This is a genomic window from Streptomyces pilosus, assembly GCF_014649835.1.
Lineage (GTDB): Bacteria > Actinomycetota > Actinomycetes > Streptomycetales > Streptomycetaceae > Streptomyces > Streptomyces pilosus.
Genome location: NZ_BMTU01000005.1, coordinates 416,133 through 442,996, shown reverse-complemented (window position 1 = coordinate 442,996; position 26,864 = coordinate 416,133). Strand labels below are relative to the sequence as shown.

Annotated in this window: 25 protein-coding genes and 1 pseudogene; 21 read left to right on the top strand and 5 right to left on the bottom strand. The window is 71.8% G+C overall.

Annotation, left to right across the window (positions count from 1 at the left end; all coding sequences use genetic code 11):
- The first annotated feature begins 40 nt into the window (after positions 1-40).
- Complete coding sequence (locus IE118_RS15870; protein ID WP_189558517.1) at positions 41-1,960, top strand: AMP-dependent synthetase/ligase; 1,920 nt, start codon at positions 41-43, stop codon at positions 1,958-1,960.
- 1 nt (position 1,961) lies between these two features.
- On the opposite strand, the gene IE118_RS34460 is transcribed toward IE118_RS15870, so the two are convergent.
- Positions 1,962-2,087 carry a hypothetical protein gene (locus IE118_RS34460; protein WP_268248943.1) on the bottom strand — a complete coding sequence of 42 codons (126 nt, stop codon included), beginning with the start codon at positions 2,085-2,087 and terminating at the stop codon, positions 1,962-1,964.
- Positions 2,088-2,446: 359 nt separating this feature from the next.
- Positions 2,447-2,650 (bottom strand): cold-shock protein, encoded by a 204-nt coding sequence (locus tag IE118_RS15865; RefSeq protein WP_003992177.1) that lies wholly within the window; start codon positions 2,648-2,650, stop codon positions 2,447-2,449.
- A 308-nt stretch (positions 2,651-2,958) separates the two neighbouring features.
- Between IE118_RS15865 and IE118_RS15860 the strand changes: the two genes are divergently transcribed.
- The 7 genes from IE118_RS15860 to IE118_RS15830 all read left to right on the top strand — a co-directional run bounded on the left by IE118_RS15860 (position 2,959) and on the right by IE118_RS15830 (position 9,702).
- On the top strand, positions 2,959-3,807 hold the full coding sequence (locus IE118_RS15860; RefSeq protein ID WP_189558516.1) for a menaquinone biosynthetic enzyme MqnA/MqnD family protein: 849 nt from the start codon (positions 2,959-2,961) through the stop codon (positions 3,805-3,807).
- Positions 3,808-3,878: 71 nt separating this feature from the next.
- The gene (locus tag IE118_RS15855; protein WP_189558515.1) at positions 3,879-5,765 is read left to right on the top strand and encodes a serine/threonine-protein kinase; all 1,887 of its coding nucleotides are present in this window, start codon (positions 3,879-3,881) and stop codon (positions 5,763-5,765) included.
- A 157-nt stretch (positions 5,766-5,922) separates the two neighbouring features.
- A complete protein-coding gene (locus IE118_RS15850; protein WP_189558514.1) occupies positions 5,923-6,156 on the top strand; it encodes a hypothetical protein in 234 nt (77 codons plus the stop codon).
- A gap of 175 nt (positions 6,157-6,331) precedes the next feature.
- Positions 6,332-7,066: a prepilin peptidase gene (locus tag IE118_RS15845; protein WP_189558513.1), complete on the top strand. Its 735-nt coding sequence runs from the start codon at positions 6,332-6,334 to the stop codon at positions 7,064-7,066.
- Between the two features lie 68 nt (positions 7,067-7,134).
- On the top strand, positions 7,135-8,334 hold the full coding sequence (gene mqnC, locus IE118_RS15840; RefSeq protein WP_189558512.1) for a cyclic dehypoxanthinyl futalosine synthase: 1,200 nt from the start codon (positions 7,135-7,137) through the stop codon (positions 8,332-8,334).
- A 7-nt stretch (positions 8,335-8,341) separates the two neighbouring features.
- Positions 8,342-8,941 (top strand): imidazolonepropionase-like domain-containing protein, encoded by a 600-nt coding sequence (locus tag IE118_RS15835; protein ID WP_189558511.1) that lies wholly within the window; start codon positions 8,342-8,344, stop codon positions 8,939-8,941.
- 65 nt (positions 8,942-9,006) lie between these two features.
- The gene (locus IE118_RS15830; RefSeq protein ID WP_189558510.1) at positions 9,007-9,702 is read left to right on the top strand and encodes a demethylmenaquinone methyltransferase; all 696 of its coding nucleotides are present in this window, start codon (positions 9,007-9,009) and stop codon (positions 9,700-9,702) included.
- Here IE118_RS15830 and IE118_RS15825 read toward each other — a convergent pair.
- Positions 9,689-10,003 carry a PASTA domain-containing protein gene (locus IE118_RS15825; protein ID WP_189558657.1) on the bottom strand — a complete coding sequence of 105 codons (315 nt, stop codon included), beginning with the start codon at positions 10,001-10,003 and terminating at the stop codon, positions 9,689-9,691. The genes IE118_RS15830 and IE118_RS15825 overlap by 14 nt on opposite strands.
- A gap of 154 nt (positions 10,004-10,157) precedes the next feature.
- Positions 10,158-10,661: pseudogene (locus IE118_RS15820) on the bottom strand (GNAT family N-acetyltransferase); the annotation flags it as partial.
- A 98-nt stretch (positions 10,662-10,759) separates the two neighbouring features.
- On the opposite strand from IE118_RS15820, the gene IE118_RS15815 reads away from it, so the two are divergent.
- Positions 10,760-12,043: a geranylgeranyl reductase family protein gene (locus IE118_RS15815; RefSeq protein WP_189558509.1), complete on the top strand. Its 1,284-nt coding sequence runs from the start codon at positions 10,760-10,762 to the stop codon at positions 12,041-12,043.
- Positions 12,044-12,378: 335 nt separating this feature from the next.
- On the opposite strand, the gene IE118_RS15810 is transcribed toward IE118_RS15815, so the two are convergent.
- Positions 12,379-13,212 carry a C40 family peptidase gene (locus tag IE118_RS15810; protein ID WP_189558508.1) on the bottom strand — a complete coding sequence of 278 codons (834 nt, stop codon included), beginning with the start codon at positions 13,210-13,212 and terminating at the stop codon, positions 12,379-12,381.
- Positions 13,213-13,971: 759 nt separating this feature from the next.
- Between IE118_RS15810 and IE118_RS15805 the strand changes: the two genes are divergently transcribed.
- The 12 genes from IE118_RS15805 to nuoL are packed head-to-tail and all read left to right on the top strand — an operon-like array spanning position 13,972 to position 26,863.
- Entirely contained in the window at positions 13,972-14,331 is a 360-nt protein-coding gene (locus IE118_RS15805) for an NADH-quinone oxidoreductase subunit A (RefSeq protein ID WP_019755222.1), read from the top strand.
- 13 nt (positions 14,332-14,344) lie between these two features.
- Positions 14,345-14,899, top strand: coding sequence for a NuoB/complex I 20 kDa subunit family protein (locus tag IE118_RS15800; RefSeq protein WP_018528252.1), 555 nt, complete (start codon positions 14,345-14,347; stop codon positions 14,897-14,899).
- On the top strand, positions 14,896-15,645 hold the full coding sequence (locus IE118_RS15795; RefSeq protein ID WP_189558507.1) for an NADH-quinone oxidoreductase subunit C: 750 nt from the start codon (positions 14,896-14,898) through the stop codon (positions 15,643-15,645). Before IE118_RS15800 ends, IE118_RS15795 begins: the two co-directional genes overlap by 4 nt.
- 55 nt (positions 15,646-15,700) lie before the next feature.
- Positions 15,701-17,017: an NADH-quinone oxidoreductase subunit D gene (locus tag IE118_RS15790; protein WP_189558506.1), complete on the top strand. Its 1,317-nt coding sequence runs from the start codon at positions 15,701-15,703 to the stop codon at positions 17,015-17,017.
- On the top strand, positions 17,014-17,883 hold the full coding sequence (gene nuoE, locus IE118_RS15785) for an NADH-quinone oxidoreductase subunit NuoE (protein WP_189558505.1): 870 nt from the start codon (positions 17,014-17,016) through the stop codon (positions 17,881-17,883). Before IE118_RS15790 ends, nuoE begins: the two co-directional genes overlap by 4 nt.
- The gene (gene nuoF / locus IE118_RS15780) at positions 17,883-19,229 is read left to right on the top strand and encodes an NADH-quinone oxidoreductase subunit NuoF (protein WP_373298353.1); all 1,347 of its coding nucleotides are present in this window, start codon (positions 17,883-17,885) and stop codon (positions 19,227-19,229) included. The genes nuoE and nuoF overlap by 1 nt, the downstream gene beginning before the upstream one ends.
- Positions 19,226-21,730, top strand: a complete 2,505-nt coding sequence (locus IE118_RS15775) for an NADH-quinone oxidoreductase subunit G (protein WP_189558503.1) — start codon at positions 19,226-19,228, stop codon at positions 21,728-21,730. Before nuoF ends, IE118_RS15775 begins: the two co-directional genes overlap by 4 nt.
- Positions 21,727-23,100, top strand: a complete 1,374-nt coding sequence (nuoH, locus tag IE118_RS15770; RefSeq protein WP_189558502.1) for an NADH-quinone oxidoreductase subunit NuoH — start codon at positions 21,727-21,729, stop codon at positions 23,098-23,100. Before IE118_RS15775 ends, nuoH begins: the two co-directional genes overlap by 4 nt.
- On the top strand, positions 23,093-23,734 hold the full coding sequence (nuoI, locus tag IE118_RS15765; RefSeq protein WP_189558501.1) for an NADH-quinone oxidoreductase subunit NuoI: 642 nt from the start codon (positions 23,093-23,095) through the stop codon (positions 23,732-23,734). Before nuoH ends, nuoI begins: the two co-directional genes overlap by 8 nt.
- Positions 23,731-24,588 (top strand): NADH-quinone oxidoreductase subunit J, encoded by an 858-nt coding sequence (locus IE118_RS15760; protein ID WP_189558500.1) that lies wholly within the window; start codon positions 23,731-23,733, stop codon positions 24,586-24,588. The genes nuoI and IE118_RS15760 overlap by 4 nt, the downstream gene beginning before the upstream one ends.
- Entirely contained in the window at positions 24,585-24,884 is a 300-nt protein-coding gene (nuoK, locus tag IE118_RS15755; RefSeq protein ID WP_037929353.1) for an NADH-quinone oxidoreductase subunit NuoK, read from the top strand. The genes IE118_RS15760 and nuoK overlap by 4 nt, the downstream gene beginning before the upstream one ends.
- Before the next feature lie 14 nt (positions 24,885-24,898).
- Entirely contained in the window at positions 24,899-26,863 is a 1,965-nt protein-coding gene (gene nuoL / locus IE118_RS15750) for an NADH-quinone oxidoreductase subunit L (protein ID WP_189558499.1), read from the top strand.
- Position 26,864 lies beyond the last annotated feature (1 nt).

Genomic DNA, 26,864 nt, shown 5'->3' with positions numbered 1-26,864 from the left:
GGGCACCGAGCAGTCGCACTGCACGCCCCAGGAGCCGCCCGTGTCCCCCGCGCATTCCTCCACCGCTCTCGACGACGACGTCTACGGAGCGCCCGTCCTGGTCGAGCCCGAGATCCGGCGGCTGGACGGAGCCGTCCGGGAGGCGTCCGTGGCGCCCTTCGCCCCACCGGTGCGGCACGGCTCGCTCGCCGACCTGCCGTTCGACAACGCGGCGGCGGCACCGGACGCGGTGGTCCTGAGCCGGAAGACGGCCGACGGCGGCTGGCGGGACGTGACGGCGGAGGCGTTCGCCGCCGAGGTCCTGGCCGTCGCCAAGGGCCTGATCGCCGAAGGGCTGACACCGGGGGACCGGATCGCCGTCATGGCCCGCACCGTCTACGAGTGGACGGTCCTCGACTTCGCCGCCTGGGCGGCCGGACTGGTCACCGTCCCCGTCTACCCCACCTCGTCCGTCTTCCAGGTCCGCTGGATCCTGCACGACTCCGGCGCGGTCGCGCTGATCACGGAGACCAGCGGCCAGGCCGCCGCCCTCGGCCCGGAACTCCCCCACCTGCCCGACCTGCGACGGGTGTGGACCATGGACAAGGGGCACGTCGACGCCCTGGCGGACGCGGGCGCGCACCTGCCCGACGCCGAGGTCGAGGTGCGCCGGGGCATGCTGGTCCCCGACACCCTCGCCACCCTCGTCTACACCTCGGGCACGACCGGACGCCCCAAGGGCTGCGCCCTCACCCACGGCAACTTCTTCGCCGGGGTGGACAACGCCATCGAGCTGCTCTACCCCGTCTTCAGGGCCCGGACCGGCGAAGAGGCATCCGTGCTGCTCTTCCTGCCCATGTCGCACGTCTTCGGCCGGATGGTCGCCGTCGCCTGCGTGCGCGCCCGGGTCCGCCTCGGCCACGCGCCGAGCCTGGCCGCCGAGGACCTGCTGCCGGACCTGGCGAGCTTCCGGCCGACCTGCCTGCTGACCATCCCGTACATGCTGGAGAAGGTCTTCAACTCGGCCCGCGCGAAGGCCGAGTCGGGCGGACGGGCCGCGACCTTCGACCGCGCGGTGTCGGTGGCCCGCCGCTACGGCGAGGCCCTCGAGGAGCGGCAGGCCGGGACGGGCCCCGGCCCGTCCCGCTCCCTGAAGGCGGCCCGCGCCCTCTACGACCCGCTGATCTACCGCAGGATCCGCAACGCCATGGGCGGCAGGGTCCGTTACGCCATCTGCGGCGGTTCCCCGCTCGGGCGCCGCCTCGGCGCCTTCTACGCCGGCGCCGGGATCGAGATCTTCGAGGGGTACGGCCTGACGGAGACCACCGGGGCCTCCACGGTGACGCCCCCGCTCAAGCCCCGCCTGGGCACGGTGGGGTGGCCGCTGCCCGGCACGCGGATCCGCATCGCGGCCGACGGCGAGATCCTGCTCGCCGGCGGGCACGTGCTGCGCGGCTACTGGGACCCCCAGGCGGGCGGCGTCGTCCCGGCCGCACCCGACGGCTGGCTCCCCACGGGCGACATCGGCGAACTGGACGACGAGGGCTACCTCACCATCACCGGCCGCAAGAAGGAGCTGATCATCACCGCCGGCGGCAAGAGCGTCGCCCCCGCCCCGCTGGAGAACTGGCTCCGCTCCCACCCCCTGATCTCCCAGGTGATGGTGGTCGGCGACAACCGCCCCTACGTCTCCGCCCTGGTCACCCTCGACCCCGACGGCATCGCCCACTGGCGCCGCATGAACGGCAGGCACCCGGTCCCGCCGGAGCTCGTCGCCGACGACGGGGAACTGCTGGCGATCGTCCAGCGCGCCGTCGACGAGGCCAACAGGATGCTCTCCCGCCCGGAGTCCATCCGCCGCTTCACCGTCCTCCCGGCGGACTTCACCGAGGAGGCGGGCCATCTGACCCCGTCGATGAAGCTGCGCCGGGAGGCGATCCTGCGCGACTTCGCGCAGGAGGTGGAGCAGTTGTACGGGTAGCTCAGCGGGGTGTGCGGGCGATGAGGAGGGCCTGCGGCGTCGTCTCGCCGTGATCGGTGTCGGCCGGGCGCACCGCCTCGTAGAAGGTGCGGGTCGCGGCCGTGTGGTGGGCGTCGGTGGGCGTCATGGGCGGGGACCCTATCCGCCGCCACCGACAGCCCCGGCCGGCGCCGTGGCCGCCCCGTCGCACGGGGGTCCTCCGCCCCCGGTCACGGGGTGCGGCGACCGGGTGAACGACACGCCGGGGACGCCGCCGGGCCGGACCGGCGGCAGGCACGGTCCCGGGCGGGCCGGGGCGGACCGGGGCGGATACGGGAGCGCGACGGGGGCCGGACGGGTGAGGCGCGGCCGGCCGGTCACCTGCCGTGCACGCGCGCGTACGGAGACATTCACCGGACGGCCGGCCGGACCCCGGAAAGGCAGGAGCCCCGTCGCCTGACGGCGCGGGGCTCCTTGGGTACTGCTAGTCGTTCCCGGATCGGAGGATCAGACCGGGGTGACGTTCTCCGCCTGCGGGCCCTTCGGGCCCTGCGTGACGTCGAAGGACACCTGCTGGTTCTCCTCGAGCGAGCGGAAGCCGCTCGCGTTGATCGCGGAGTAGTGGACGAAGACGTCGGGGCCGCCGCCTTCCTGGGCGATGAAACCAAAGCCCTTTTCGGCGTTGAACCACTTCACGGTTCCGGTAGCCATAAGCCCTCCTTGGGCCCAAAGGGTTGCCCTGCTCCAGAACCAGCAAGTGTGAAGACCAATTCCGCACAACTGCATCCGTCTGAGAACGACGAGAGCCCGCGGTCACATGCTCCGCAGGCTCTGTACTGCAAGGGAAACCAAACTGCAACTTGCGATGAGCCTAGCACGCGGGGGGCCCGATGCAATAGAGGTCAAGATCACGTCACCCGAATGTTTGCATGCCCCTTCCGTCACACCCGTGGGGTTCGTTCAAGGGTGAACAAGGGGGTGAAGGGTTTCCCGGTGAGGGTGAGGGCTAGCCTCACGATGTGGACAATCCTCGCACCCGGCCGCGCGTCGGCCACATCCAGTTCCTGAACTGCCTGCCCCTGTACTGGGGGCTCGCGAGAACGGGCACGCTCCTCGACTTCGAGCTGACGAAGGACACCCCCGAGAAGCTCAGCGAGAAGCTGGTGCGGGGCGACCTCGACATCGGGCCCATCACCCTGGTCGAGTACCTCAAGCACGCGGACCGCCTCGTCGCCTTCCCCGACATCGCCGTGGGCTGCGACGGCCCGGTGATGTCCTGCGTGATCGTCTCGCAGGTCCCGCTGGACCGGCTGGACGGCGCACGGGTCGCCCTCGGGTCGACCTCCCGCACCTCCGTGCGCCTCGCCCAGCTCCTCCTCGCCGAGCGGTACGGCGTCCGGCCCGACTACTACACCTGCCCGCCCGACCTGAGCCTGATGATGCAGGAGGCCGACGCGGCCGTCCTGATCGGGGACGCGGCGCTGCGCGCCAACATGGTCGACGGCCCCCGCTACGGCCTGGACGTGCACGACCTGGGCGCGCTGTGGAAGGAGTGGACGGGCCTGCCGTTCGTCTTCGCGGTCTGGGCGGCCCGGCGCGACTACGCCGAGCGCGAGCCGGTCATCACCCGCAAGGTGCACGAGGCCTTCCTCACGTCCCGCAACGTCTCCCTGGAGGAGGTCGACAAGGTCGCCGAGCAGGCGGCGCGCTGGGAGGCCTTCGACGAGCGGACCCTGGCCCAGTACTTCACCACCCTCGACTTCAGCTTCGGCGCCCCGCAGCTCGCGGCGGTCGCGGAGTTCGCCCGCCGGGTGGGGCCGACGACGGGTTTCCCCGCGGACGTCGAGGTGGAACTCCTCCGGCCGTGAGGCCGGCCGCCCCGCGCACTACCCTGCTGGAAGGTTCCGGCATCCGGGCGTGACGGGGGAGGGGTGGCGCCATGCGGCCGCTCGATGTGGACGAACCCACGGTCGTGGGTCCCTACCGGCTGCTCGGACGGCTCGGGTCCGGCGGCATGGGGCGCGTCTACCTGGGCCGCAGCGCCGGCGGCCGCACCGTGGCGGTGAAGATCGTGCACCCGCACTTCGCGCTGGACGAGGAGTTCCGCGCCCGTTTCCGCCGCGAGGTCGACGCCGCCCGCCGGGTCGGTGGCGCCTGGACGGCGTCCGTCCTCGACGCCGACCCCGAGGCCCGCGTCCCCTGGGTCGCCACCGCCTACGCGGCCGGCCCCTCGCTCGCGGCCGCCGTCACCGACGCCGGCCCGCTGCCCGCCCACTCCGTACGGACCCTGGGTGCGGGTCTGGCCGAGGCCCTGACGGCCGTGCACGAACTCGGCCTGGTGCACAGGGACGTGAAGCCGTCCAACGTCCTCCTCACCCTCGACGGCCCCCTGCTGATCGACTTCGGCATCACCCGCGCCATGGACGGCACCGCCTCCCTCACCTCCACCGGCGTCTCGATCGGCTCCCCCGGCTACATGTCGCCCGAGCAGATCCTCGGCAAGGGCGTTACCGGCGCGGCGGACGTCTTCTCGCTCGGGGCGGTCCTCGCGTACGCGGCGACCGGCCGGCCGCCCTTCCCCGGTGACTCCTCGGCGGCCCTGCTCTACAAGGTCGTCCACGAGCCGCCGGAGCTCGGCGAGCTGGGCGGTGACGTGCGCGACGTCGCCGAGGCCTGCCTGCACAAGGACCCGTCGGCGCGTCCGGCCCCCGCCGAGGTGGCCCGGCGGCTCGCCCCCGGGGGCGCGGCGCCTCTGGTCGCGGGCGGCTGGCTGCCGGGGCCGCTGGTGGAACAGGTGAGCCGGGCCGCGGTGCGGCTGCTGAACCTGGAGGCGGCGGGGGACGGGCCGGCTTCGGGGCCGCTCGGGTTCAGCAGACCGTCGGTGAGCGGGCCTCCGGGGACGGGAGCCGCGGGGCCGCCCGCGGCGGGGGTGGCGAGCGGGGTCTTCGGGCCGCCGCCGGTGATGCCGGGCCCGCAGGAGAGGAGCGGGACCGTGGTCCCGGGACCGCGCGACGCGCCCGGCGCCCCGGGCAACGGCCCGGAGGCGAACCCGTACGTCACCCCCCGCCCCACGGCCGGGCCGGCCGGCGCGGGCGAGGGCCCGGACGGTGCCCACCGCCCCGGCAGGCTGTCCGTGTCCGTGGCGGCCACGGCCTCGCCCGGTGCCGGCGGCAGGGGCCGGCGGGTGAGCTGTACGGTCGCCCTCGCCGTCGCGGGCGCCCTGGCCGCCGTGACCGTCGGTTCCGCGTTCGTCCTGGACTGGCTGCCCGGCACGTCCACCGGCGGCGGCGCGGGTGCGGACGACGGCGCCGACCCCCAGGCACCGGCCCCCGTCGTCCCCGCCGGCTACCTCGGCACCTGGGAGGGGCAGGCCACCTCCCGCGACACCGTCGCCCTTCCGCTCGGCACGTTCCGGGTGACGCTCCAGCGGGCCGGGGTGGGGGAGAAGGTGGGCACCCTGCGGCACACGGACATCTTCGGCGGCACCTGCGACGACGTCCTCACCCTGAAGCAGGTGACGGAGAAGCGGCTCGTCACCACCTCCGTCGGGGCGGAGAACAACCGCGGCGTCTGCGACCAGGAGGCCCACACGGTCCTCCTCACCCCGGTCGGCGACGACCTCGTGTACGAGTCGGACAGCAAGCCCTCCGGGCGTCCGGAGGCCCGGCTGTCGAAGATCGGGGAGTCGCCCGCCGCCTCGTCGTCCGGATCCTTCTCCGGGACCGTTCCCGGAACCTCCCGCGGATCTGCACAGGTTGCCCGGCCCACCCCTCCCGACCGCCGGGGACGGCGTGCGAAAGGGCCCGTGCCGGGCCGTTCCGCGTGAAGGACCGGGGCCGACGGGTGACCGTCGTGTCAGGGTCGTGAACGCGCCGGGCCGGTCCCGCCCCGCGCGCCGTGGGCCAGGCCGGCCGCCCCTTCCCGCCCGTGCTTTGATCGGACCTCCCCCCACGTGATCCGGTCCTCCGAAGGGAAACGCGCCCATGCACCTCGCCCCCCACCTCCCCACCGCCGAACTCTCCGAGGCCGACCTGGACGCCGTCGCCGGCGGCCGGGCGGGCGCGGGCGCCGCCTTCGACCTCGGCGTGCACGCCGAGGCGGGTGCCCTCGGCGTCCACCTGGAGGCCGGCGGCGTCGGCCTCACCGCGGGCGTGGGTGCCTCGGTCTCGCCCCAGGGCCTCGCCGTGGACGGCCACCTGCACGCCACGCTGTACTGACGGCACCGCGCTCGCACGGGCACCGGATCCGGGACGGGTCCGGTGCCCTTCTTCACGCCGCGGGAAGTCCCTAGGATCTGAGGGCCCGGCAGATCCCGCTCCCCTCGCGCCCCAGGACCCCCGCCATGCCGCGACGCCACCGTCCCCGCCCCGCCACCGTCCCGCCGGTGACCGGATGAGCGACGGCTCGTACGTCTCGCTGGTCGCCGTCGCCGCGCTGTGGGGCGCGGCGGCCGGCGCGCTGCTGCCCCGGGCGGCCTACCGGTTCTCCGTGCCGTCGGGTGAGGCCTGGCGGACGGCGTGCCCGGCGGGGCACGGGGTGAGGGGATGGCTCGGCGGTGCGCGGTGCGGGCGCTGCGCGGGGCCGCCCTACGGTCCGGGCGCCGCCTCCGTCGTCGTCACCGCGCTGGTCTGCGCCGCCCTCGCCGCCGCCACCGGGACCCGGCCCGAGCTGGGCGTCTGGCTGCTGCTGGCCCCCGCCGGGGTGCTGCTCGCGGTGATCGACGTCCGGGTGCAGCGGCTGCCCGACCCGCTCACCCTGCCGTTCGCGGCGGCCGCCCTGATCCTGCTGGGCCTCACCGCGCTCCTCCCGGAGCACGCGGGGGAGTGGACCACCGCCCTGCTGGGCTCCCTCGCGCTCGGCGCCGGCTACTTCGTGCTGTTCCTCGTCAATCCGGGCGGCATGGGCTTCGGCGACGTGAAGCTCGCGCTCGGCGCGGGAGCCGTCCTCGGCTGGTACGGCTGGCCGACGGTGATGCTCGGCACCCTCGCCGGGTTCGTCTCCGGGGCGCTGTACGGGGGCGCGCTGGTCGTCGCCCGGAAGGCGGGACGCAAGACCGCCGTCCCGTTCGGGCCGTTCCTGATCGGCGGCGCCCTCGTGGGACTGCTGATCGGCGCGTACACGGCCTGACGTCAGCCGCCACGGACGGCTGACGTACGCTGGATCGGTCCGTCCACACCCCTGCGAAAGGGACGCCGGTGACCGAGAAGGCCGACCTTCAGACCGTCCTCGACCGTGCCGCCGCCGGTGGGCGGATCACTCCCGAGGAGGCCCTCGACCTCTACCGCGACGCCCCGCTGCACGCGCTGGGTGCCGCCGCCGACGCCGTGCGCAGGCGCCGGTACGCCGGTACGGAGCACATCGCGACGTACATCATCGAGCGGAACATCAACTACACGAACGTGTGCGTCACGGCGTGCAAGTTCTGCGCCTTCTACGCGGCCCCCAAGGACAGGGCGAAGGGCTGGACCCGCGACCTCGACGACATCCTGCGGCGCTGCGCGGAGACCGTCGAACTCGGCGGCACCCAGATCATGTTCCAGGGCGGCCACCACCCGGACTACGGCGTCGAGTACTACGAGAAGCACTTCTCCGCCATCAAGAAGGAGTTCCCGCAGCTCGTCATCCACAGCCTGGGGGCGAGCGAGGTCGAGCACATGGCGCGGATCTCGAAGGTGTCGGTCGAGGAGGCCATCACCCGGATCCACGCGGCCGGGCTCGACTCCTTCGCCGGTGCCGGCGCGGAACTGCTGCCCGCGCGCCCGCGCAAGGCCATCGCTCCGCTGAAGGAGTCCGGTGAGCGCTGGCTGGAGATCATGGAGATCGCGCACACCCTCGGTGTCGAGTCCACGTCCACCATGCTGATGGGCACCGGCGAGACCAACGCCGAGCGGATCGAGCACCTGCGGATGATCCGGGACGTGCAGGACCGCACGGGCGGCTTCCGCGCGTTCATCCCGTACACCTACCAGCCCGAGAACAACCACCTGAAGGGCCGCACGCAGGCCACGCTCTTCGAGTACCTGCGGATGATCGCCATCGCCCGGCTGTTCATGGACAACGTCGCCCACATCCAGGGTTCCTGGCTGACCACCGGCAAGGAGGTCGGCCAGCTCTCGCTGCACTACGGCGCGGACGACCTCGGATCGATCATGCTGGAGGAGAACGTGGTCTCCTCCGCCGGCGCCAGGCACCGCTCCAACCGGATGGAGATCATCGACCTGATCCGCAGGGCGGGCCGCGTCCCGGCGCAGCGCTCGACGACGTACGAACACCTCGTCGTGCACGACGACCCGGCGGACGACCCGGTCGACGACCGCGTGGTCTCCCACATCTCCTCCACGGCCATCGAGGGCGGTACGGCCCACCCGGAGCTGAAGCTCCTGTCCGCCAACTGACGCCCCGGTGCTGACCCTTCACACCGCCGACGCCTCGCCCGGGACCGCCGTTCTGGTCGAGGGCGCGCACATCGCCGCCGTCGGCCCGTACGAACGGCTGGCCGCCGGTCATCCGGACGCCCGGCTGCGGCGGTGGCCCGGCATCCTGACGCCCGGACTGCTCAACCCGTACGGGCCGGAACTGCTGGAGCAGGCGTACCACCCCGACCCGCGTGAGGCGGACCGGCTCGGCAGCGAGCCGGTGTTCGGGGAGCGCGCGCGGGCGCTCCTCGGTGCCGGCCCGTCCGCGCGGGCCGCCAGCGCCCGCCGCGGAGTCCAGCGCATGCTGGCGCACGGAACGGTCGCGGTCGCCGGCGAACTGCGCACCCGCGAGGCCCTGGACGCGGTGCGCAGGGCCGGGCTCGCCCGGGCGGGCCGTCCGGCCGCACTGCCCGGGCCCGCGGCGCTCTCCCCGGTGCCCCTGGTGCTGCTGCCGGGCCTCGGCGCGGGCAGACCCGCGCGGTTCGCGGTGTTCGACGTGCCCGACCGCGACGCCCTCGTGCGGGACGGCGCGGCCACGTGCGTGGTCACGGTGGTGGGCGGCCGCCTGGTGTACCGGCGGCGCTGACCGGTCCGCGGACGGGCCGGGACACCGCCGGGGGCGGGCCGGGACGGGGCTGCAAGAATGGGCCCGTGACCCGCGCATCCCTGGACAAGCAGCCGCACGAAGTCGCCTCGATGTTCGACGACGTCGCGGAACGGTACGACCTGACCAACGACGTGCTGTCCCTCGGGCAGGACCGGCGATGGCGCAAGGAGGTCGCCCGGGCCGTCGACGCCCGGCCCGCGCAGAAGGTCCTGGACCTGGCGGCCGGCACGGGCACGTCGTCGATGCCCTTCGCCCGCAGCGGCGCCTACGTCGTGCCCTGCGACTTCTCCCTCGGCATGCTGCGGGTGGGCAAGCGCAACCACGCCTGGCTGCCGTACACCGCGGGCGACGCGACCCGGCTGCCCTTCAGGGACGACGTCTTCGACGCCGTCACCATCTCCTTCGGGCTGCGCAACGTGCAGGACACCGACGCGGCGCTGCGCGAGATGCACCGGGTCACCCGGCCCGGCGGGCGGATCGTCATCTGCGAGTTCTCCCACCCGACATGGGCGCCGTTCCGCACCGTCTACACCGAGTACCTGATGCGCGCGCTGCCGCCGGTGGCCCGCTCGGTGTCGTCCAACCCGGACGCGTACGTGTACCTCGCCGAGTCCATCCGCGCCTGGCCCGACCAGCCCGGGCTGGCCGACCGGCTGAAGGGCGCCGGCTGGTCGCGGGTGGCCTGGCGGAACCTGACCGGCGGAGTGGTGGCGCTGCACCGGGGCTTCAAGGAGAGCTGAGCACCACCGCGGGGGGCGGGCCGGGCTCCCGCAGTTCCCGCCGCGGACCGCCCGGGGGCGGCACCGGCCCGCGCCGCTCGCGCACCCCTCCGCCGCCCTCGCCCGGGCCGAGGTCGAACCACACGTGGACCACGGAGTGCCGGGGCACCTCCGTGCCGGGCTGCGGATACTGGCGCACGACGTGGTCGACGACGGCGGAGGGGAAGTCCGGCCGGTCGGGGGCGTCCACGGACAGGCCGAGTGCGCGGGCCGACGCGCGCGCGTCCACGGCCATCAGTCCGACCAGGCGCGGCACGCGCACTCCGGGTGTTCCGGGACCCTCGGGTGTCACACGCACGGACGTCACCCCCCAGCGGTACCGGCACCGTAGACCGGTGCGGCGTCCGCCGGAAGCTCCGTGTGGCGTTCCGTGACAAACGGTTACCCGGCGTTACCGCGGTAGGGGTGGCCGGCCGGAGGTCGAGGCGGTGGCAGTGGGCCTCGCGCCGTGAGACCGGGGTCAGGAAGGTCTCGGCGAGGCGCATCCCGAGCCGCCGGGTGACCGCGGCGGAACGGGCGTTGCGCGCGTCCACCATCGCCACCACGCCCCGCACGCCCGCCGCACCCACGCGCTCCAGGGTCTCCCGGGCCGCAGCGGTGGCGTACCCCTTGCCCCAGTGCTCCCGCCCGAGCCGCCAGCCGATCTCGATCTCGCCCGTCGGGCCCCAGTCGCGCTCCCACGGCTGGGCGCCGGTGAAGCCGATGACCCGGCCCGACGTGTCGGTGACGGTCCACAGGCAGAAGCCGAGCTGGGCGTCGTGCCGGCGCTGGCGGGCGGTCAGTTCCTCGTAGACCGACAGGTCCGCCGCCCTGCCGCCGTGGAACTCCATGACGTCCGGGTCGTCGAAGAGGTGGTGCCAGGTGAAGGCGTCCTCGTGCGTGGGAACACGCAGCCGTACAGCGGGGAGAGCTCGGTCCACGGGGCAGCCCTTCAGCCGGGTGATCGATGCCGCTGAATAGACTGCCCGTGTCCAGTGCCGGTCGGCACGCAGATTTCGAACCTTGGGGAGATCCCGCCGTGACCGAGCCCCTCTCCGACAACACCGCCGATGTGATCGTCGTCGGCGCGGGGCCAGCCGGCTCCACCACCGCCTACCACCTGGCCCGGTCCGGACTCGACGTGCTCCTGCTGGAGAAGACCGAGTTCCCGCGCGAGAAGGTGTGCGGCGACGGCCTCACCCCGCGCGCCACCAAGCAGCTCGTGGCGATGGGCATCGACATCTCCGAGGAGGCCGGCTGGCTGCGCAACAAGGGCCTGCGCATCATCGGCGGCGGCGTCCGCCTCCAGCTCGACTGGCCGGAACTCGCCTCCTTCCCGGACTACGGACTGGTCCGCAAGCGCGACGACTTCGACGAGCAGCTCGCCCGGCAGGCCCAGAAGGCGGGCGCCCGGCTCTACGAGCGGTGCAACGTGGGTGCGCCGGTCATCGACGACCGCACCGGCCGCATCACGGGCGTGAAGGCCAAGCTCGGTGAGGACAAGCGGGAGGTCACCTTCCACGCCCCGCTGGTGGTGGCCGCCGACGGCAACTCCACCCGGCTGTCCCTGGCGATGGGCCTGCACCGGCGCGAGGACCGGCCGATGGGCGTCGCCGTCCGCACCTACTTCACCTCGCCCCGCCACGACGACGACTACCTGGAGTCGTGGCTGGAACTGTGGGACCGCCGCGGCCCGCAGGACCGGCTGCTGCCCGGCTACGGCTGGATCTTCGGCATGGGCGACGGGACCAGCAACGTCGGCCTCGGCGTGCTGAACACCTCCGACTCCTTCAAGGAGCTGGACTGGCGCGAAGTCCTCAAGGCCTGGTGCGCGTCCATGCCGGAGGACTGGGGCTACACCCCGGACAACATGACCGGGCCGATCCGCGGCGCCGCGCTCCCGATGGCCTTCAACCGACAGCCGCACTACACCCGCGGACTGCTCCTCGTCGGGGACGCGGGCGGCCTGGTCAACCCGTTCAACGGTGAGGGCATCGCCTACGCCATGGAGTCCGGGCAGATCGCCGCCGACGTCATCGTCCAGGCGCACGCGCGGGCCACACCGGCCCAGCGGGAGATCGCGCTCCAGCGCTACCCCCGCGTGCTCAAGGACACCTACGGCGGCTACTACACGCTCGGCCGGGCCTTCGTGAAGCTCATCGGCAACCCGAAGGTCATGCAGATCGCCGCCCAGCGCGGGCTGACCCACCCGATGCTGATGCGCTTCACCCTGAAGCTGCTCGCCAACCTGACCGACCCCACGGGCGGCGACGCCATGGACCGCATCATCAACGGGCTGAGCAAGGTGGCGCCGAAGGCATGAGGCGGCGCGTCCGCCCGAGCGGCCGACGCGCCTGACGCCGACGCCGTGAGCGGCGCTGTGGGCGGCCGGGGTCCCGTGTGCGGGCTCCGGCCGTCGGCGTGCGTGCGGGGCGCCGTGAGGGGCCGTCACGGCGCTTCAGGGAGTGCCGTCGGGGCATGGGGGTGCCGTCAACGCGTCGCCCGGGTGGGATGATTCGGGCAATCGGGTGATCTCGGCCCGGTGTGCGGGGCGTGGACGCGGACTGCGGGGCGTGGACGCGGACCGCGGGACGCGGTCGACGGGGGAGGGCCGCCGCCGGCGTGCGGCGGCGGCCCTTCAGCCCGTGCGGGCGCGGCTCAGAGCACGCGGACGGCGCCCGAGGCGGGGTAGCCGGAGAGGTCCTGGATGACGACGCCCTTGGACGGGTTGGCGGCGTCCAGGTACTGGCCGTCACCGATGTAGACACCCGTGTGGTACGCGGAGCCCTTGCCGCCCCAGTACAGGATGTCCCCGACCTGGACCTGCGACAGCGGGATGTCGGTGCCGACCGTCGACTGGTCCTGCGAGACGCGCGGCAGGTCCACGCCGACCTGCTTGAACGCGGCCTGCACCAGGCTCGAGCAGTCCCAGGCGTTGGGGCCGGTGGCGCCCATGACGTAGGCGTCGCCCACCTGCGCCTTGAGGAAGGAGATGACCGCACCGACGCTGCCGCTGGCGGGCGCCGACGCGGTCGCGGTCGAGGCGGTGGTGGCCAGGGTGGTGCGTCCGGCGTCGCGCGAGGCGCGCTCGGCGGCGGCCTTGCGGGCCTCCTCCGCTGCCTTCTTCTTCGCCTCGGCCTTCTCCTTGGCCTCGGCCAGGTCCGCCTTGGCCTGCTTGGCGGCCTGGGCGGCGGCCGCGTCACGCTCGGCCTGCAGCTGGTAGTTCGCGGCGGCCTGCTGGGTGGCGTCCGCGGACTGGGCGACCTGAGCGGCCAGGTCGGCCGTCAGGGTGGGCAGTTCGAGGGTCTGCGTCACCGGCTCGGCGGCGTTCGCCGAACCCGAGGCCCCGGCCACTGCCAGGGTGCTGAGGACGCCACCGGCAACTCCGGCCCGCATCGCCATCGTGGACGAGGCGGTACGGCGGGGTTTCCGGTGGCTGCGTATGTGAGCGGTGTGGGACATGGGAACAACCGGTACCAGGGGCTGCTTCATATCTTCAAGAAACGTGTGCTGCGCCACAGTTGTTCAACCGGGGCTCCGAAAACCCGGCGCGGAGCTCTTTATTGACGCCGTAACGGACATTGCGGGCGTCCGTGATCGGCCCGTGATCACGTACTTTCATCGTTACGTCCGAATTGCCCCGCGCCTACCACCGGTTCGGGTGGTTGGCCAAGCCCTCCTCTCCTCCGGCTCTCATCGATGTGACGCACGTCACGGAACGGTTGCCCCGTCCGCCGCGTCCGGCGGGCGGGGCGGTCCGAAGTGGGCCGGAGCGGGCTACTGACCGTGCGTGTCCGGATCGTGACGCCCCGACTTCGTGAACGCGTGCACACGTCCACATCCCGCCCCGCATCCCCTCCGACGTGTGAACGCGGCTTCTATCAAGAGATCAAGTCCGGCGCCAATTTGCATGCACGGGAAGCATCTTGATATGGAGACGGACCCTCTGAGCTGCGCTGACCAGTCAAAATGTCACCTTTGGTGATCACGCGAACGCTTGGCGTATGAAGATCACCGCTCATCCGACTTCATGATCGTTCGTCAGGTGGTGGAGATCACAAAGGTTGTGGAATACCCCGTGTCGCAGATCACAGACCCTCGGGCATAGGATGCGGAGCGGTTGGGCTTGTGACCTGCTTCACATGTTCTCGATCTTCGCCGGGGCGGGCGTGGTTCGTGGGGCAGTTGGGGCTGACGGAGCCCGCCGCACAAACGCCAGCAGTCAATGCCGACTGAGAGGAGCGAGGAGCGGTGAACGCGTATGCGCCCATCCTCGTACTGGGAGCCCTCGGGGCAGGCTTTGCGATCTTCTCCGTGGTCATGGCCACGCTGATCGGTCCGAAGCGGTACAACCGCGCCAAGCTCGAGGCCTACGAGTGCGGTATCGAGCCGACCCCCACGCCGGCCGGCGGCGGGCGCTTCCCCATCAAGTACTACCTGACGGCGATGCTCTTCATCATCTTCGATATCGAGATCGTCTTCCTCTACCCCTGGGCCGTCAGCTTCGACGCCCTGGGGATCTTCGGGCTCGTGGAGATGCTGCTCTTCGTGCTCACCGTCTTCGTCGCGTACGCGTACGTATGGCGGCGCGGCGGCCTGGAATGGGACTGAGGGGCCACAAGTCATGGGACTCGAAGAAAAGCTGCCGAGCGGATTCCTGCTGACGACCGTCGAGCAGGCCGCGGGCTGGGTGCGCAAGTCGTCCGTCTTCCCCGCCACGTTCGGCCTCGCCTGCTGTGCCATCGAGATGATGACCACCGGCGCCGGCCGCTACGACCTGGCGCGCTTCGGCATGGAGGTCTTCCGCGGCTCCCCGCGGCAGGCGGACCTCATGATCGTCGCCGGGCGGGTGAGCCAGAAGATGGCGCCGGTGCTGCGCCAGGTCTACGACCAGATGCCGAACCCCAAGTGGGTGATCTCCATGGGGGTCTGCGCCTCCTCGGGCGGCATGTTCAACAACTACGCGATCGTGCAGGGCGTCGACCACATCGTGCCGGTCGACATCTACCTCCCCGGCTGTCCGCCCCGCCCCGAGATGCTGATGGACGCGATCCTCAAGCTCCACCAGAAGATCCAGTCCTCCAAGCTCGGCGTGAACGCCGAGGAGGCGGCCCGCGAGGCGGAGGAGGCGGCGCTCAAGGCCCTGCCCACGATCGAGATGAAGGGGCTGCTGCGATGAGCGACGCGAACGACACCGCGGGTGACGGCGTCAACCCCGAGAAGGACCTCTCCGCGGAGAACCTCCCCGGTCAGCGAGGCCGGGGCGGCGAGGAGATCCGCGTCCAGCGCGGCATGTTCGGCGCCGACAACGGCGGCGACACCTCCGGCTACGGCGGGCTGGTCCGCTCGGTCCGGCTGCCCGGACCGGCGAGCCGCCCCTACGGCGGCTGGTTCGACGAGGTCGCCGACGAACTCGAGGGCGCGCTGGAGGAGCAGGACCTCCTTCCGGCGAACGCCATCGAGAAGACGGTCGTCGACCGCGGCGAACTCACCTTCCACATCGAACGCGAGCACCTCGTCCGCGTCGCCCGGACCCTGCGCGACGACCCCGCCCTGCGCTTCGAACTGTGCACCGGCGTCAGCGGCGTGCACCACCCGAACGACCGGGGCCGCGAGCTGCACGCCGTCTACCACCTGCGCTCGATCACCCACAACCGGCTGATCCGGCTCGAGGTCAGCGCCCCCGACAGCGACCCGCACATCCCGTCGCTGTTCTCCGTCTACCCGACGAACGACTGGCACGAGCGCGAGACGTACGACTTCTTCGGCATCGTCTTCGACGGCCACCCGGCCCTGACCAGGATCATGATGCCGGACGACTGGCAGGGCTTCCCGCAGCGCAAGGACTACCCCCTCGGCGGCATCCCCGTCGAGTACAAGGGCGCCCAGATCCCGGCTCCGGACCAACGGAGGTCGTACTCGTGAGCGCCCACCCGTCTCCCGGCCCCCACCCCTCAACGACTCCCTTCGGGAGGCAGCGATGACCAACGCATCCCCTCGTGAGACCACCGAAGGCACCGTCTACACCGTCACCGGCGGCGACTGGGACGAGGTCGTCGAGAGCGCGGCCCGCGCCGACGACGAGCGCATCGTCGTCAACATGGGCCCCCAGCACCCGTCCACCCACGGAGTGCTCCGCCTGATCCTGGAGATCGACGGCGAGACGGTCACCGAGGCCCGCTGCGGCATCGGCTACCTCCACACCGGCATCGAGAAGAACCTCGAGTACCGCACGTGGACCCAGGGCACCACGTTCGTGACGCGCATGGACTACCTGACGCCGTTCTTCAACGAGACGGCGTACTGCCTCGCGGTGGAGAAGCTCCTCGGCATCGAGGACCAGGTACCCGACCGCGCCTCGATCATCCGCGTGCTCCTGATGGAGCTGAACCGGCTCTCCTCCCACCTGGTGTGCATCGCCACCGGCGGCATGGAGCTCGGCGCGACCACGATCATGATCTACGGCTTCCGCGACCGCGAGCTCGTCCTCGACATCTTCGAGCTCATCACGGGCCTGCGGATGAACCACGCGTTCATCCGCCCCGGCGGACTCGCCCAGGACCTGCCGCCCGGCGCGGTGGACCAGATCCGCGAGTTCGTGAAGAAGATGCGCAAGAACCTGCCGGAGTACGACAAGCTCGCCACCGGCAACCCCATCTTCAAGGCCCGCATGCAGGACGTCGGCTACCTGGACCTGGCCGGCTGCATGGCCCTCGGCGCCACCGGCCCGGTCCTGCGCTCCACCGGCCTGCCGCACGACCTGCGCAAGGCGCAGCCGTACTGCGGCTACGAGACCTACGACTTCGAGGTCCCCACCGCCGACACCTGCGATTCCTACGGCCGCTTCCTGATCCGGCTGGAGGAGATGCGCCAGTCGCTGCACATCGTCGAGCAGTGCCTGGACCGGCTCCAGCCCGGACCGGTGATGGTCGCCGACAAGAAGATCGCCTGGCCCGCCCAGCTCGCCCTGGGACCGGACGGACTGGGCAACTCCCTCGACCACATCAAGAAGATCATGGGCACCTCCATGGAGGCCCTGATCCACCACTTCAAGCTGGTCACCGAGGGCTTCCGGGTCCCGCCGGGCCAGGCGTACACGGCGGTCGAGTCGCCCAAGGGCGAGCTCGGCGTGCACGTCGTCTCCGACGGCGGCACCCGCCCCCACCGGGTCCACTTCCGCGACCCGTCCTTCACCAACCTGCAGGCCATGGCGGCGATGTGCGAGGGCGGCCAGGTCGCCGACGTCATCGTCGCCGTCGCGTCCATCGACCCCGTGATGGGAGGCGTCGACCGGTGACCACCTCATCTTCCGAGCGGTCCGAGCGGGGCGTCAGCCTGGGCATGCCCGAACTGCCCGCCCCCGCCTACCCGGACGACGTCCGGGCCCGGCTGGAGACCGACGCGCGCGAGGTCATCGCCCGCTACCCGGACTCCCGGTCCGCCCTCCTGCCGCTGCTGCACCTCGTGCAGTCCGAGGAGGGGCACGTCACGCGCACCGGGATGCGGTTCTGCGCGGACATGCTGGACCTCACCACCGCCGAGGTGACCGCGGTCGCCACCTTCTACAGCATGTACCGGCGCCGCCCGAGCGGTGACTACCAGGTCGGGGTGTGCACCAACACCCTGTGCGCGGTCATGGGCGGGGACGCGATCTTCGAGGAGCTGCAGGAGCACCTCGGCGTCGGCAACGGGGAGACCACCGACGACGGCAAGGTCACCCTGGAGCACATCGAGTGCAACGCGGCCTGCGACTTCGCCCCCGTGGTGATGGTGAACTGGGAGTTCTTCGACAACCAGACCCCCGAGAGCGCCAAGCGCATGGTCGACGACCTGCGCGCCGGCCGTCCGGTCGCGCCCACCCGCGGGGCGCCCCTGTGCACCTTCAAGGAGACCGCCCGCGTCCTGGCCGGTTTCCCCGACGAACGCGAGGGGGCCGTCGAGGCCACCGGCAGCGCCGGACCCGCCTCCCTGATCGGCCTGAAGCTGGCCAAGGGGGAGACCGCGCCGGCGCGCGTGGTGCACCCGCGCGGTGAGGCGCCCCGGGACACCCCGCCGCACGAGCCGTCGCCCACCGAGCACCTCAGCTCGCACGACGCGCCGAAGGACACATCGGCCTCCGACCCGAAGCACCCGTCGGGTCCCGTCGCCGAGGAGGGGGAGTGATGACCTTGGCACCCGAACTGAAGGACATGAGCCCGGAGAAGCTGCTCGCACCCGTGCTGTCCGCCTTCTGGGACGAGGACAGGTCCTGGACGCTGGACGTCTACAAGAGGCACGACGGCTACGAGGGGCTCCGCAAGGCGCTCGCCATGTCGCCGGACGACGTCATCGCCTACGTCAAGGAGTCCGGTCTGCGCGGCCGCGGCGGCGCCGGATTCCCGACGGGGATGAAGTGGCAGTTCATCCCCCAGGGGGACGGCAAGCCCCACTACCTGGTGGTCAACGCCGACGAGTCGGAGCCCGGGACGTGCAAGGACATCCCGCTCCTCTTCGCCAACCCGCACAGCCTCATCGAGGGCATCGTCATCGCCTGCTACGCCATCAGGTCGTCCCACGCCTTCATCTACCTCCGCGGTGAGGTCGTCCCCGTCCTGCGGCGCCTGCACGAGGCCGTCCGCGAGGCCTACGCGGCCGGACTCCTCGGCGAGAACATCCTGGGCAGCGGACTCGACCTGGAACTCACCGTGCACGCGGGCGCGGGCGCCTACATCTGCGGTGAGGAGACCGCACTGCTCGACTCGCTCGAAGGCCGCCGGGGCCAGCCGCGGCTCCGTCCCCCCTTCCCCGCCGTCGCGGGCCTCTACGCGTGCCCCACCGTGGTGAACAACGTCGAGTCGATCGCGTCGGTTCCCGCCATCATGAACCGGGGCAAGGAGTGGTTCCGCTCCATGGGGAGCGAGAAGTCCCCCGGCTTCACGCTGTACTCGCTCAGCGGCCACGTCGCGAGCCCCGGCCAGTACGAGGCGCCCCTCGGCATCACCCTGCGCCAGCTGCTGGAGATGAGCGGCGGCATGCGGCCGGGCCACCGGCTGAAGTTCTGGACGCCGGGCGGCTCCTCCACCCCGATGTTCACCGACGAGCACCTCGACGTGCCCCTCGACTACGAAGGGGTCGGCGCCGCGGGCTCCATGCTCGGCACCAAGGCCCTGCAGTGCTTCGACGAGACGACCTGCGTGGTGCGCGCCGTCACCCGCTGGACCGAGTTCTACGCCCACGAGTCCTGCGGCAAGTGCACCCCCTGCCGCGAGGGCACGTACTGGCTGGTCCAGCTGATGCGGGACATCGAGGCGGGCAAGGGGCAGATGGCCGACCTCGACAAGCTGAACGACATCGCCGACAACATCAACGGCAAGTCCTTCTGCGCCCTCGGCGACGGCGCCGCCTCGCCGATCTTCTCCTCGCTCAAGTACTTCCGCGAGGAGTACGAGCAGCACATCACGGGCCGTGGCTGCCCCTTCGACCCGGCCAAGTCGACGGCCTGGGCCGACCGTACGGAGGTGCACGCATGACGGTGACCACCAACGCCCCCTCCGGCGGGGGCGAGGCGGCCCTGCCGCCCGAGGACCTCGTCAGCCTGACGATCGACGGCGCCGAGATCAGCGTGCCCAAGGGCACCCTGGTCATCCGGGCCGCCGAGCAACTCGGCATCGAGATCCCCCGGTTCTGCGACCACCCGCTCCTCGACCCGGCCGGCGCCTGCCGCCAGTGCATCGTCGAGGTCGAGGGCCAGCGCAAGCCCATGGCCTCCTGCACCATCACCTGCACCGACGGGATGGTGGTCAGGACCCACCTCACCTCGCCGGTCGCGGAGAAGGCCCAGAAGGGTGTGATGGAGCTGCTGCTCATCAACCACCCGCTGGACTGCCCGGTCTGCGACAAGGGCGGCGAGTGCCCGCTGCAGAACCAGGCGATGTCGCACGGCAACGCCGAGTCCCGCTTCGAGGGCAGGAAGCGCACCTACGAGAAGCCCGTACCGATCTCCACCCAGGTGCTGCTGGACCGCGAGCGGTGCGTGCTCTGCGCGCGCTGCACCCGGTTCTCCCACCAGATCGCCGGCGACCCGATGATCGAGCTGATCGAGCGGGGCGCGCTCCAGCAGGTCGGCACCGGTGAGGGCGACCCCTTCGAGTCGTACTTCTCCGGGAACACCATCCAGATCTGCCCGGTCGGCGCGCTCACCTCGGCCGCCTACCGGTTCCGCTCCCGCCCCTTCGACCTGATCTCGTCGCCGTCGGTGTGCGAGCACTGCTCCGGCGGCTGCGCCACCCGCACCGACCACCGGCGCGGCAAGGTCATGCGGCGGCTCGCCGCCGACGACCCCGAGGTCAACGAGGAGTGGATCTGCGACAAGGGCCGCTTCGGGTTCCGGTACGCGCAGCTGCGGGACCGGCTGGAGACCCCCCTCGTGCGCAACGCCGAGGGCGACCTGGAGCCCGCGTCCTGGCCCGACGCGCTGCAGATCGCGGCCCAGGGGCTGCTCGCCTCCCGGGGCCGCACCGGTGTGCTGACCGGCGGCCGGCTCACCGTCGAGGACGCCTACGCGTACAGCAAGTTCGCGCGGGTGGCGCTCGACACCAACGACATCGACTTCCGGGCGCGCGTGCACAGCGCCGAGGAGGCCGACTTCCTCGCCGCCCGGGTCGCGGGCCGCGGCCGGGACCTGGACCGCACGGGCGTCACGTACACCTCCCTGGAGAAGGCGCCCGCCGTGCTGCTGGTCGGGTTCGAGTCCGAGGAGGAGGCACCCGGGGTCTTCCTGCGGCTGCGCAAGGCCTGGCGGGGACACGGGCAGAGGACCTTCGCCCTGGCCACGCACGCCACGCGCGGGCTGGAGAAGGCCGGCGGCACCCTGCTGCCGGCGGCCCCCGGCACCGAGACCGAGTGGCTGGACGCGCTGGCCGGCGGCGTCGGCCTGGAGGGCGACGGGGCCGCGGCCGCCGAGGCGCTGCGCACCGAGGGCGCGGTCGTCGTCGTGGGCGAGCGGCTGGCGGCCGTACGGGGCGGGCTCACCGCGGCCGTCCGGTTCGCCACCGCGACCGGCGCCCGGCTGGTGTGGATCCCGCGCCGGGCCGGGGAGCGCGGCGCGCTGGAGGCGGGCGCGCTGCCCGCCCTGCTGCCGGGCGGCCGCCCGGCGACCGACCCGCGCGCCCGTGAGGAGGTCGCCGCCGCGTGGGGCGTCGCCGAACTGCCGCACCGCTACGGCCGCGACACCTCGGAGATCGTCGACGCCGCGGCCCGCGGTGAGCTCCAGGCGCTGCTGGTGGCGGGCGTGGAGGTCGCCGACCTGCCCGACCCGGCCCGCGCGCGGGCCGCGCTCGCCGAGGCCGGGTTCGTGGTCTCGCTGGAGCTGCGCCCCAGCGAGGTCACCGCACTCGCCGACGTGGTCCTGCCCGTCGCCGCGGTCGCCGAGAAGGCCGGCACCTTCCTCAACTGGGAAGGCAGGGTCCGCCTCTTCGAGGCGGCGCTCAAGCCCGACCAGATGACCCGCCGGGTGGCGCCCACCGACGCGCGCGTGCTGCAGATGCTCGCCGACGCCATGGACGTCCACCTGGGCCTGCCGGACCTGCGCACCGTCCGCGCGGAGCTCGACCGGCTCGGCGCCTGGGACGGCCCCCGGGCCACCGACCCGCTGGAGACCGCGGGCGGCCTGCCCCGGCCCGCCGCCGGGGAGGCCGTGCTCGCCGGGCACCGGCTGCTGCTCGACGAGGGCCTGCTCCAGCGGGGCGACGAGGCGCTGGCCGGCACCCGGCACGCCGCTTGCGCCCGCCTGTCGGCCGCCACGGCCGCCGAGGTGGGCGTCAAGGACGGCGACCTGCTGGCCGTGACCGGCACCGCCGGGACGGTGGAACTGCCGCTGGCCGTCACCGAGATGCCCGACCGGGTGGTCTGGCTGCCGCTGAACTCCGTGGGCGGCGGCGTCGCCTCCGGCACCGGGGCCCTGCCCGGTTCCCTCGTCCGTATCGGCCCGGCGACGCTCGCCGGTGAGGCCCCCCAGGAGGTGGAGGCATGAGCCCGTACCTCGCCGCTGAAGACCTCTCGATGTTCGGCCGCGACCCCTGGTGGCTGATCGTCGTCAAGGCGGTGTTCTGCTTCGCCTTCCTGATGGTGACCGTGCTGCTCTCCATCGTCATGGAGCGCAAGGTCGTCGCCTGGATGCAGCTGCGCATCGGCCCCAACCGGCACGGCCCCTGGGGCATGCTCCAGTCGCTCGCCGACGGCGTGAAGCTGATGCTGAAGGAAGACGTCGTCGTCAAGCGCGCGGACAAGGTCGTCTACGTCCTCGCGCCGGTCGTCGCGGCCATCCCGGCCTTCATGGCGTTCGCCGTGATCCCCTTCGGGCCGGCCGGCAACGAGGTCTCGATCTTCGGCCAGCGCACCACGATGCAGCTCACCGACCTGCCGATCGCGATGCTGTACATCCTCGCGGTGGCCTCGGTCGGCATCTACGGCATCGTCCTGGCGGGCTGGAGCTCCGGCTCCACCTACCCGCTCCTCGGCGGCCTGCGCTCCTGCGCCCAGATGATCTCCTACGAGATCGCCATGGGAGCCGCGTTCGCCTCGGTGTTCCTCTACTCGGGGTCGATGTCGACGTCGACGATCGTCGAGCAGCAGGCCGACCGCTGGTACATCCTGCTGCTGCCGGTGTCCTTCCTGATCTACATCGTGACGATGGTCGGCGAGGTCAACCGCGCCCCCTTCGACATGCCGGAGTCCGAGGGCGACCTGGTCGGCGGCTTCAACACCGAGTACTCGTCGATCAAGTTCGCGATGTTCATGCTCGCCGAGTACATCAACATGGTGACCGTCTCCGCCGTCGCCGTGACCCTCTTCCTGGGCGGCTGGCGGGCCCCGTGGCCGATCAGCACCTTCTGGGAGGGCGCGAACCACGGCTGGTGGCCGATGCTCTGGTTCACCGGCAAGCTGCTGACGCTGCTGTTCTGCTTCGTCTGGCTGCGCGGCACCCTCCCGCGTGTGCGCTACGACCAGCTGATGAAGCTCGGCTGGAAGGTGCTCATCCCGGTCGCCCTGGTGTGGCTGATGGCGGTCGCCACCGTGCGGGCGCTGCGCAACGAGAACTACGACTTCGCCGACATCGCGCTCTACATCGCCGGGGGCGTCCTCGCGCTGCTGCTGCTCTCCTTCGTCGCCGACATGTTCCGCGGCAAGGGCAAGGAGGCCGAACGGCCCGGCGAGGAGCCGGGCTTCGACCCCATGGCGGGCGGGTTCCCCGTGCCGCCGCTGCCGGGCCAGGAGGTGCCGCCCGTGCCGCGCCGGCGCCCGCGCCGGGAGCGGGAGCTGATCGCCAGCGGCGGTCCCGAGACCCGGAGTGACGAATCTCCGGGCGGATCTACGGATGGAAAGGAGGCGTCCGATGGCTGAGGAACCCAAGGACACCAAGCCCGGTTTCCTGAACCCCGTGGCCGGCTTCGGCGTGACCTTCAAGGCCATGTTCAAGAAGCGGCTGACCGAGCAGTACCCGGAGCAGCAGAAGACCACCGCTCCCCGCTTCCACGGACGGCACCAGCTCAACCGCCATCCGGACGGCCTGGAGAAGTGCGTCGGCTGTGAACTGTGCGCCTGGGCCTGTCCCGCCGACGCGATCTACGTCGAGGGCGCGGACAACACCGAGGAGGAGCGCTACTCGCCCGGTGAACGGTACGGGCGCGTCTACCAGATCAACTACGCCCGCTGCATCCTGTGCGGGCTGTGCATCGAGGCGTGCCCCACGCGCGCGCTGACGATGACCAACGAGTTCGAGCTGGCCGACTCCAGCCGCGCCAACCTCATCTACACCAAGGAGCAGTTGCTCGCCGGTCTGGAGGAGGGCATGGTCGACTCCCCGCACGCCATGTACCCGGGAACCGACGAACAGGACTACTACCGGGGCCTGGTGACCGAGGCCGCGCCCGGCACGGAGCAGCAGGCCGCCCACTCCGAGGGCGAGGTGGTCCAGGAGGCCGACTCGACCTTCGGTCCGGAGGAACCGGCGTCGGGGAAGGTGGTCGGGCGATGACCGGTCAGCTCGCCGCCGCGGTGACTCTCTCCGCCGGCACCTCCACCGGAGAGGCCGTCCAGTTCTGGATCCTGGGCACCGTCGCCGTGATCGGCGCCCTGTGCACCGTGTTCATGCGGCGGGCCGTGCACAGCGCGCTCTGCCTCGCCGGGACGATGATCATCCTCGCGGTGTTCTACCTGGCCAACGGCGCCTACTTCCTGGGCGTCGTCCAGATCATCGTCTACACCGGCGCGATCATGATGCTGTTCCTGTTCGTGGTGATGCTGGTCGGCGTCACCGCGGCCGACTCCCTGAAGGAGACCATCAAGGGCCAGCGCTGGCTGGCCCTGCTGTGCGGTCTCGGCTTCGGCGTCCTGCTGGTCGGCGGGATCGGCAACGCCTCGCTCGACGAGTTCAGCGGCATCGGCGAGGCCAACGCGGGCGGCAACGTGGAGGGCCTCGCGGCCCTGTTGTTCACCAAGTACGTCTTCGCCTTCGAGATCACCGGTGCCCTGCTCATCACGGCCGCGGTCGGCGCCATGGTGCTGACCCACCGGGAGCGCACCGAGCGGGCCAGGACCCAGCGGGAGCTGGCCGAGCAGCGGGTGCGCGACGGCAAGTACCTGCCGCCGCTGCCGGCGCCCGGTGTCTACGCCCGGCACAACGCCGTGGACATCGCGGGCCTGCTGCCCGACGGCACCCCGTCGGACCTCACCGTCAGCAAGACGCTGCGGGACCGCGGCCAGGTCCGCGACGTGTCGCAGGAGGCCATCAACGACCTGCGGGCGATGGAGCAGCGCGCCGAGGAACGCCTGGAGCGCAAGGCGATCGATCCGCCGATGTCCGAGCGGGCCGAGGAGGCGTCGAAGTGAACCCCGTCAACTACCTGTACCTGGCCGCGCTGCTGTTCACGATCGGCGCCACGGGTGTGCTGATCCGGCGCAACGCGATCGTCGTGTTCATGTGCGTCGAGCTCATGCTCAACGCCTGCAACCTCGCCTTCGTCGCCTTCTCCCGGATGCACGGCAACCTCGACGGGCAGGTCATCGCGTTCTTCACGATGGTCGTGGCCGCCGCGGAGGTCGTGGTCGGACTGGCGATCATCGTGTCCCTGTTCCGTTCCCGCCACTCGGCCTCGGTCGACGACGCCAGCCTGATGAAGCTGTGAGGGGCTGCTGAATCGTGGAGAACCTGATTGCGCTGCTGGTGGCGGCGCCCCTGCTCGGAGCGGTGGTCCTGCTGTGCGGCGGACGCCGTCTTGACGCCGTCGGCCACTGGATCGGCACGCTGCTCGCGGCCGTCTCCTTCGCGCTCGGCCTGGTGCTCTTCACCGACCTGCTGGGCAAGGGCGAGGCGGAACGCACCGTCACGCAGCACCTGTTCAGCTGGATCCCGGTGGAGGGGTTCCAGGCCGACGTCGCCTTCCGGCTCGACCCGCTGTCGATGACGTTCGTCCTGCTGATCACCGGCGTCGGCTCGCTGATCCACCTGTACTCCGTCGGGTACATGGAGCACGACGAGCGGCGCCGCCGCTTCTTCGGCTACCTGAACCTGTTCCTCGCGGCGATGCTGATCCTCGTCCTCGCCGACAACTACCTGCTGCTGTACGTCGGCTGGGAGGGCGTCGGTCTCGCCTCCTACCTGCTGATCGGCTTCTGGCAGCACAAGCCCAGCGCCGCCACGGCCGCGAAGAAGGCCTTCCTGGTCAACCGCGTCGGCGACATGGGCCTGTCCATCGCGATCATGCTGATGTTCCTGTGGTTCGGCACCTTCGCCTTCGGGCCGGTGCTCGGCGGCGCGGGGGAGGCCGGTCTCGCCGGTGAGGCGGGCGAGGGCAAGCTCACCGCCATCGCCCTGATGCTGCTGCTCGCGGCGTGCGGCAAGTCCGCCCAGGTGCCGCTGCAGTCCTGGCTCGGGGACGCGATGGAGGGCCCGACCCCGGTCTCCGCCCTGATCCACGCCGCCACCATGGTGACGGCGGGCGTGTACCTCATCGTCCGCTCCGCGGCCGTCTTCAACGGCGCCCCGGACGCCCAGCTGGTGGTCACCATCGTCGGCGCGGTCACGCTGCTGTTCGGTGCGATCGTCGGTTGCGCGAAGGACGACATCAAGAAGGCGCTGGCCGGCTCGACCATGTCGCAGATCGGCTACATGGTGCTGGCCGCCGGCCTCGGCCCGATCGGCTATGTCTTCGCGATCATGCACCTGGTGACGCACGGCTTCTTCAAGGCCGGACTGTTCCTCGGCGCCGGCTCGGTGATGCACGGCATGAACGACGAGGTCGACATGCGCCGCTACGGCGGCCTCAGGAAGTACATGCCGGTCACGTTCGTCACCTTCGGCCTCGGCTACCTCGCGATCATCGGCTTCCCGGGCCTGTCCGGCTTCTTCTCCAAGGACAAGATCATCGAGGCGGCGTTCGCCAAGGGCGGCACCGAGGGCTGGATCCTCGGCGCCTGCGCGCTGCTGGGCGCGGCCATCACCGCGTACTACATGACACGCGTGATGCTGATGACGTTCTTCGGCGAGGAGCGCTGGCGCGACGCGCCGACGCCGTCCCCGGCCGCCCCCGGCGTGGAGCCGTCCGCCGCGACGCGCGGCACGTACGAGCCGCCGCACCCGCACGAGTCGCCGCGGTCCATGACGATCCCGATGATCGTGCTGGCCGTCGGATCGGTCGCGGGCGGTGCGTTCTTCAGCATCGGGGACCGCTTCGTGCACTGGCTGGAGCCCGTCACCGGGTACGCCCACGGCCATCCGCCGGTCAGCGCCCTGACGGTGACGCTCTCCACGGTCGCCGTGATGGTCGTCGGCGTGGCGATCGCCTGGGCCCAGTACGGGCGCCGTCCGGTGCCGGCCGTCGCCCCGCGCGGATCGCTGCTCACCCGGGCCGCCCGGCGCGACCTGCTCCAGGACGACTTCAACCACGTGGTCCTGGTCCGCGGCGGTGAGCACCTCACCCGCTCGCTGGTGTACGTGGACCACACCCTGGTCGACGGGGTCGTAAACGGCACGGCGGCCTCCATGGGCGGCCTGTCCGGGCGGATGCGCAGGCTGCAGAACGGCTTCGCGCGCTCCTACGCGGTCTCGATGTTCGGCGGCGCCGCGGTCCTCGTCGCCGCGACCCTGCTGATGAGGGCGGTCTGAT

Coding starts and splice junctions, on each gene's coding strand:
- IE118_RS34460 (WP_268248943.1), bottom strand. CDS start 2,087: ATGACGCCCACCGACGCCCACCACACGGCCGCGACCCGCACCTTCTAC.
- IE118_RS15865 (WP_003992177.1), bottom strand. CDS start 2,650: ATGGCTACCGGAACCGTGAAGTGGTTCAACGCCGAAAAGGGCTTTGGT.
- IE118_RS15855 (WP_189558515.1), top strand. CDS start 3,879: ATGCGGCCGCTCGATGTGGACGAACCCACGGTCGTGGGTCCCTACCGG.
- IE118_RS15850 (WP_189558514.1), top strand. CDS start 5,923: ATGCACCTCGCCCCCCACCTCCCCACCGCCGAACTCTCCGAGGCCGAC.
- IE118_RS15845 (WP_189558513.1), top strand. CDS start 6,332: ATGAGCGACGGCTCGTACGTCTCGCTGGTCGCCGTCGCCGCGCTGTGG.
- IE118_RS15810 (WP_189558508.1), bottom strand. CDS start 13,212: ATGAAGCAGCCCCTGGTACCGGTTGTTCCCATGTCCCACACCGCTCAC.
- IE118_RS15800 (WP_018528252.1), top strand. CDS start 14,345: ATGGGACTCGAAGAAAAGCTGCCGAGCGGATTCCTGCTGACGACCGTC.
- IE118_RS15795 (WP_189558507.1), top strand. CDS start 14,896: ATGAGCGACGCGAACGACACCGCGGGTGACGGCGTCAACCCCGAGAAG.
- IE118_RS15790 (WP_189558506.1), top strand. CDS start 15,701: ATGACCAACGCATCCCCTCGTGAGACCACCGAAGGCACCGTCTACACC.
- nuoF (WP_373298353.1), top strand. CDS start 17,883: ATGACCTTGGCACCCGAACTGAAGGACATGAGCCCGGAGAAGCTGCTC.
- IE118_RS15775 (WP_189558503.1), top strand. CDS start 19,226: ATGACGGTGACCACCAACGCCCCCTCCGGCGGGGGCGAGGCGGCCCTG.
- nuoH (WP_189558502.1), top strand. CDS start 21,727: ATGAGCCCGTACCTCGCCGCTGAAGACCTCTCGATGTTCGGCCGCGAC.
- nuoI (WP_189558501.1), top strand. CDS start 23,093: ATGGCTGAGGAACCCAAGGACACCAAGCCCGGTTTCCTGAACCCCGTG.
- IE118_RS15760 (WP_189558500.1), top strand. CDS start 23,731: ATGACCGGTCAGCTCGCCGCCGCGGTGACTCTCTCCGCCGGCACCTCC.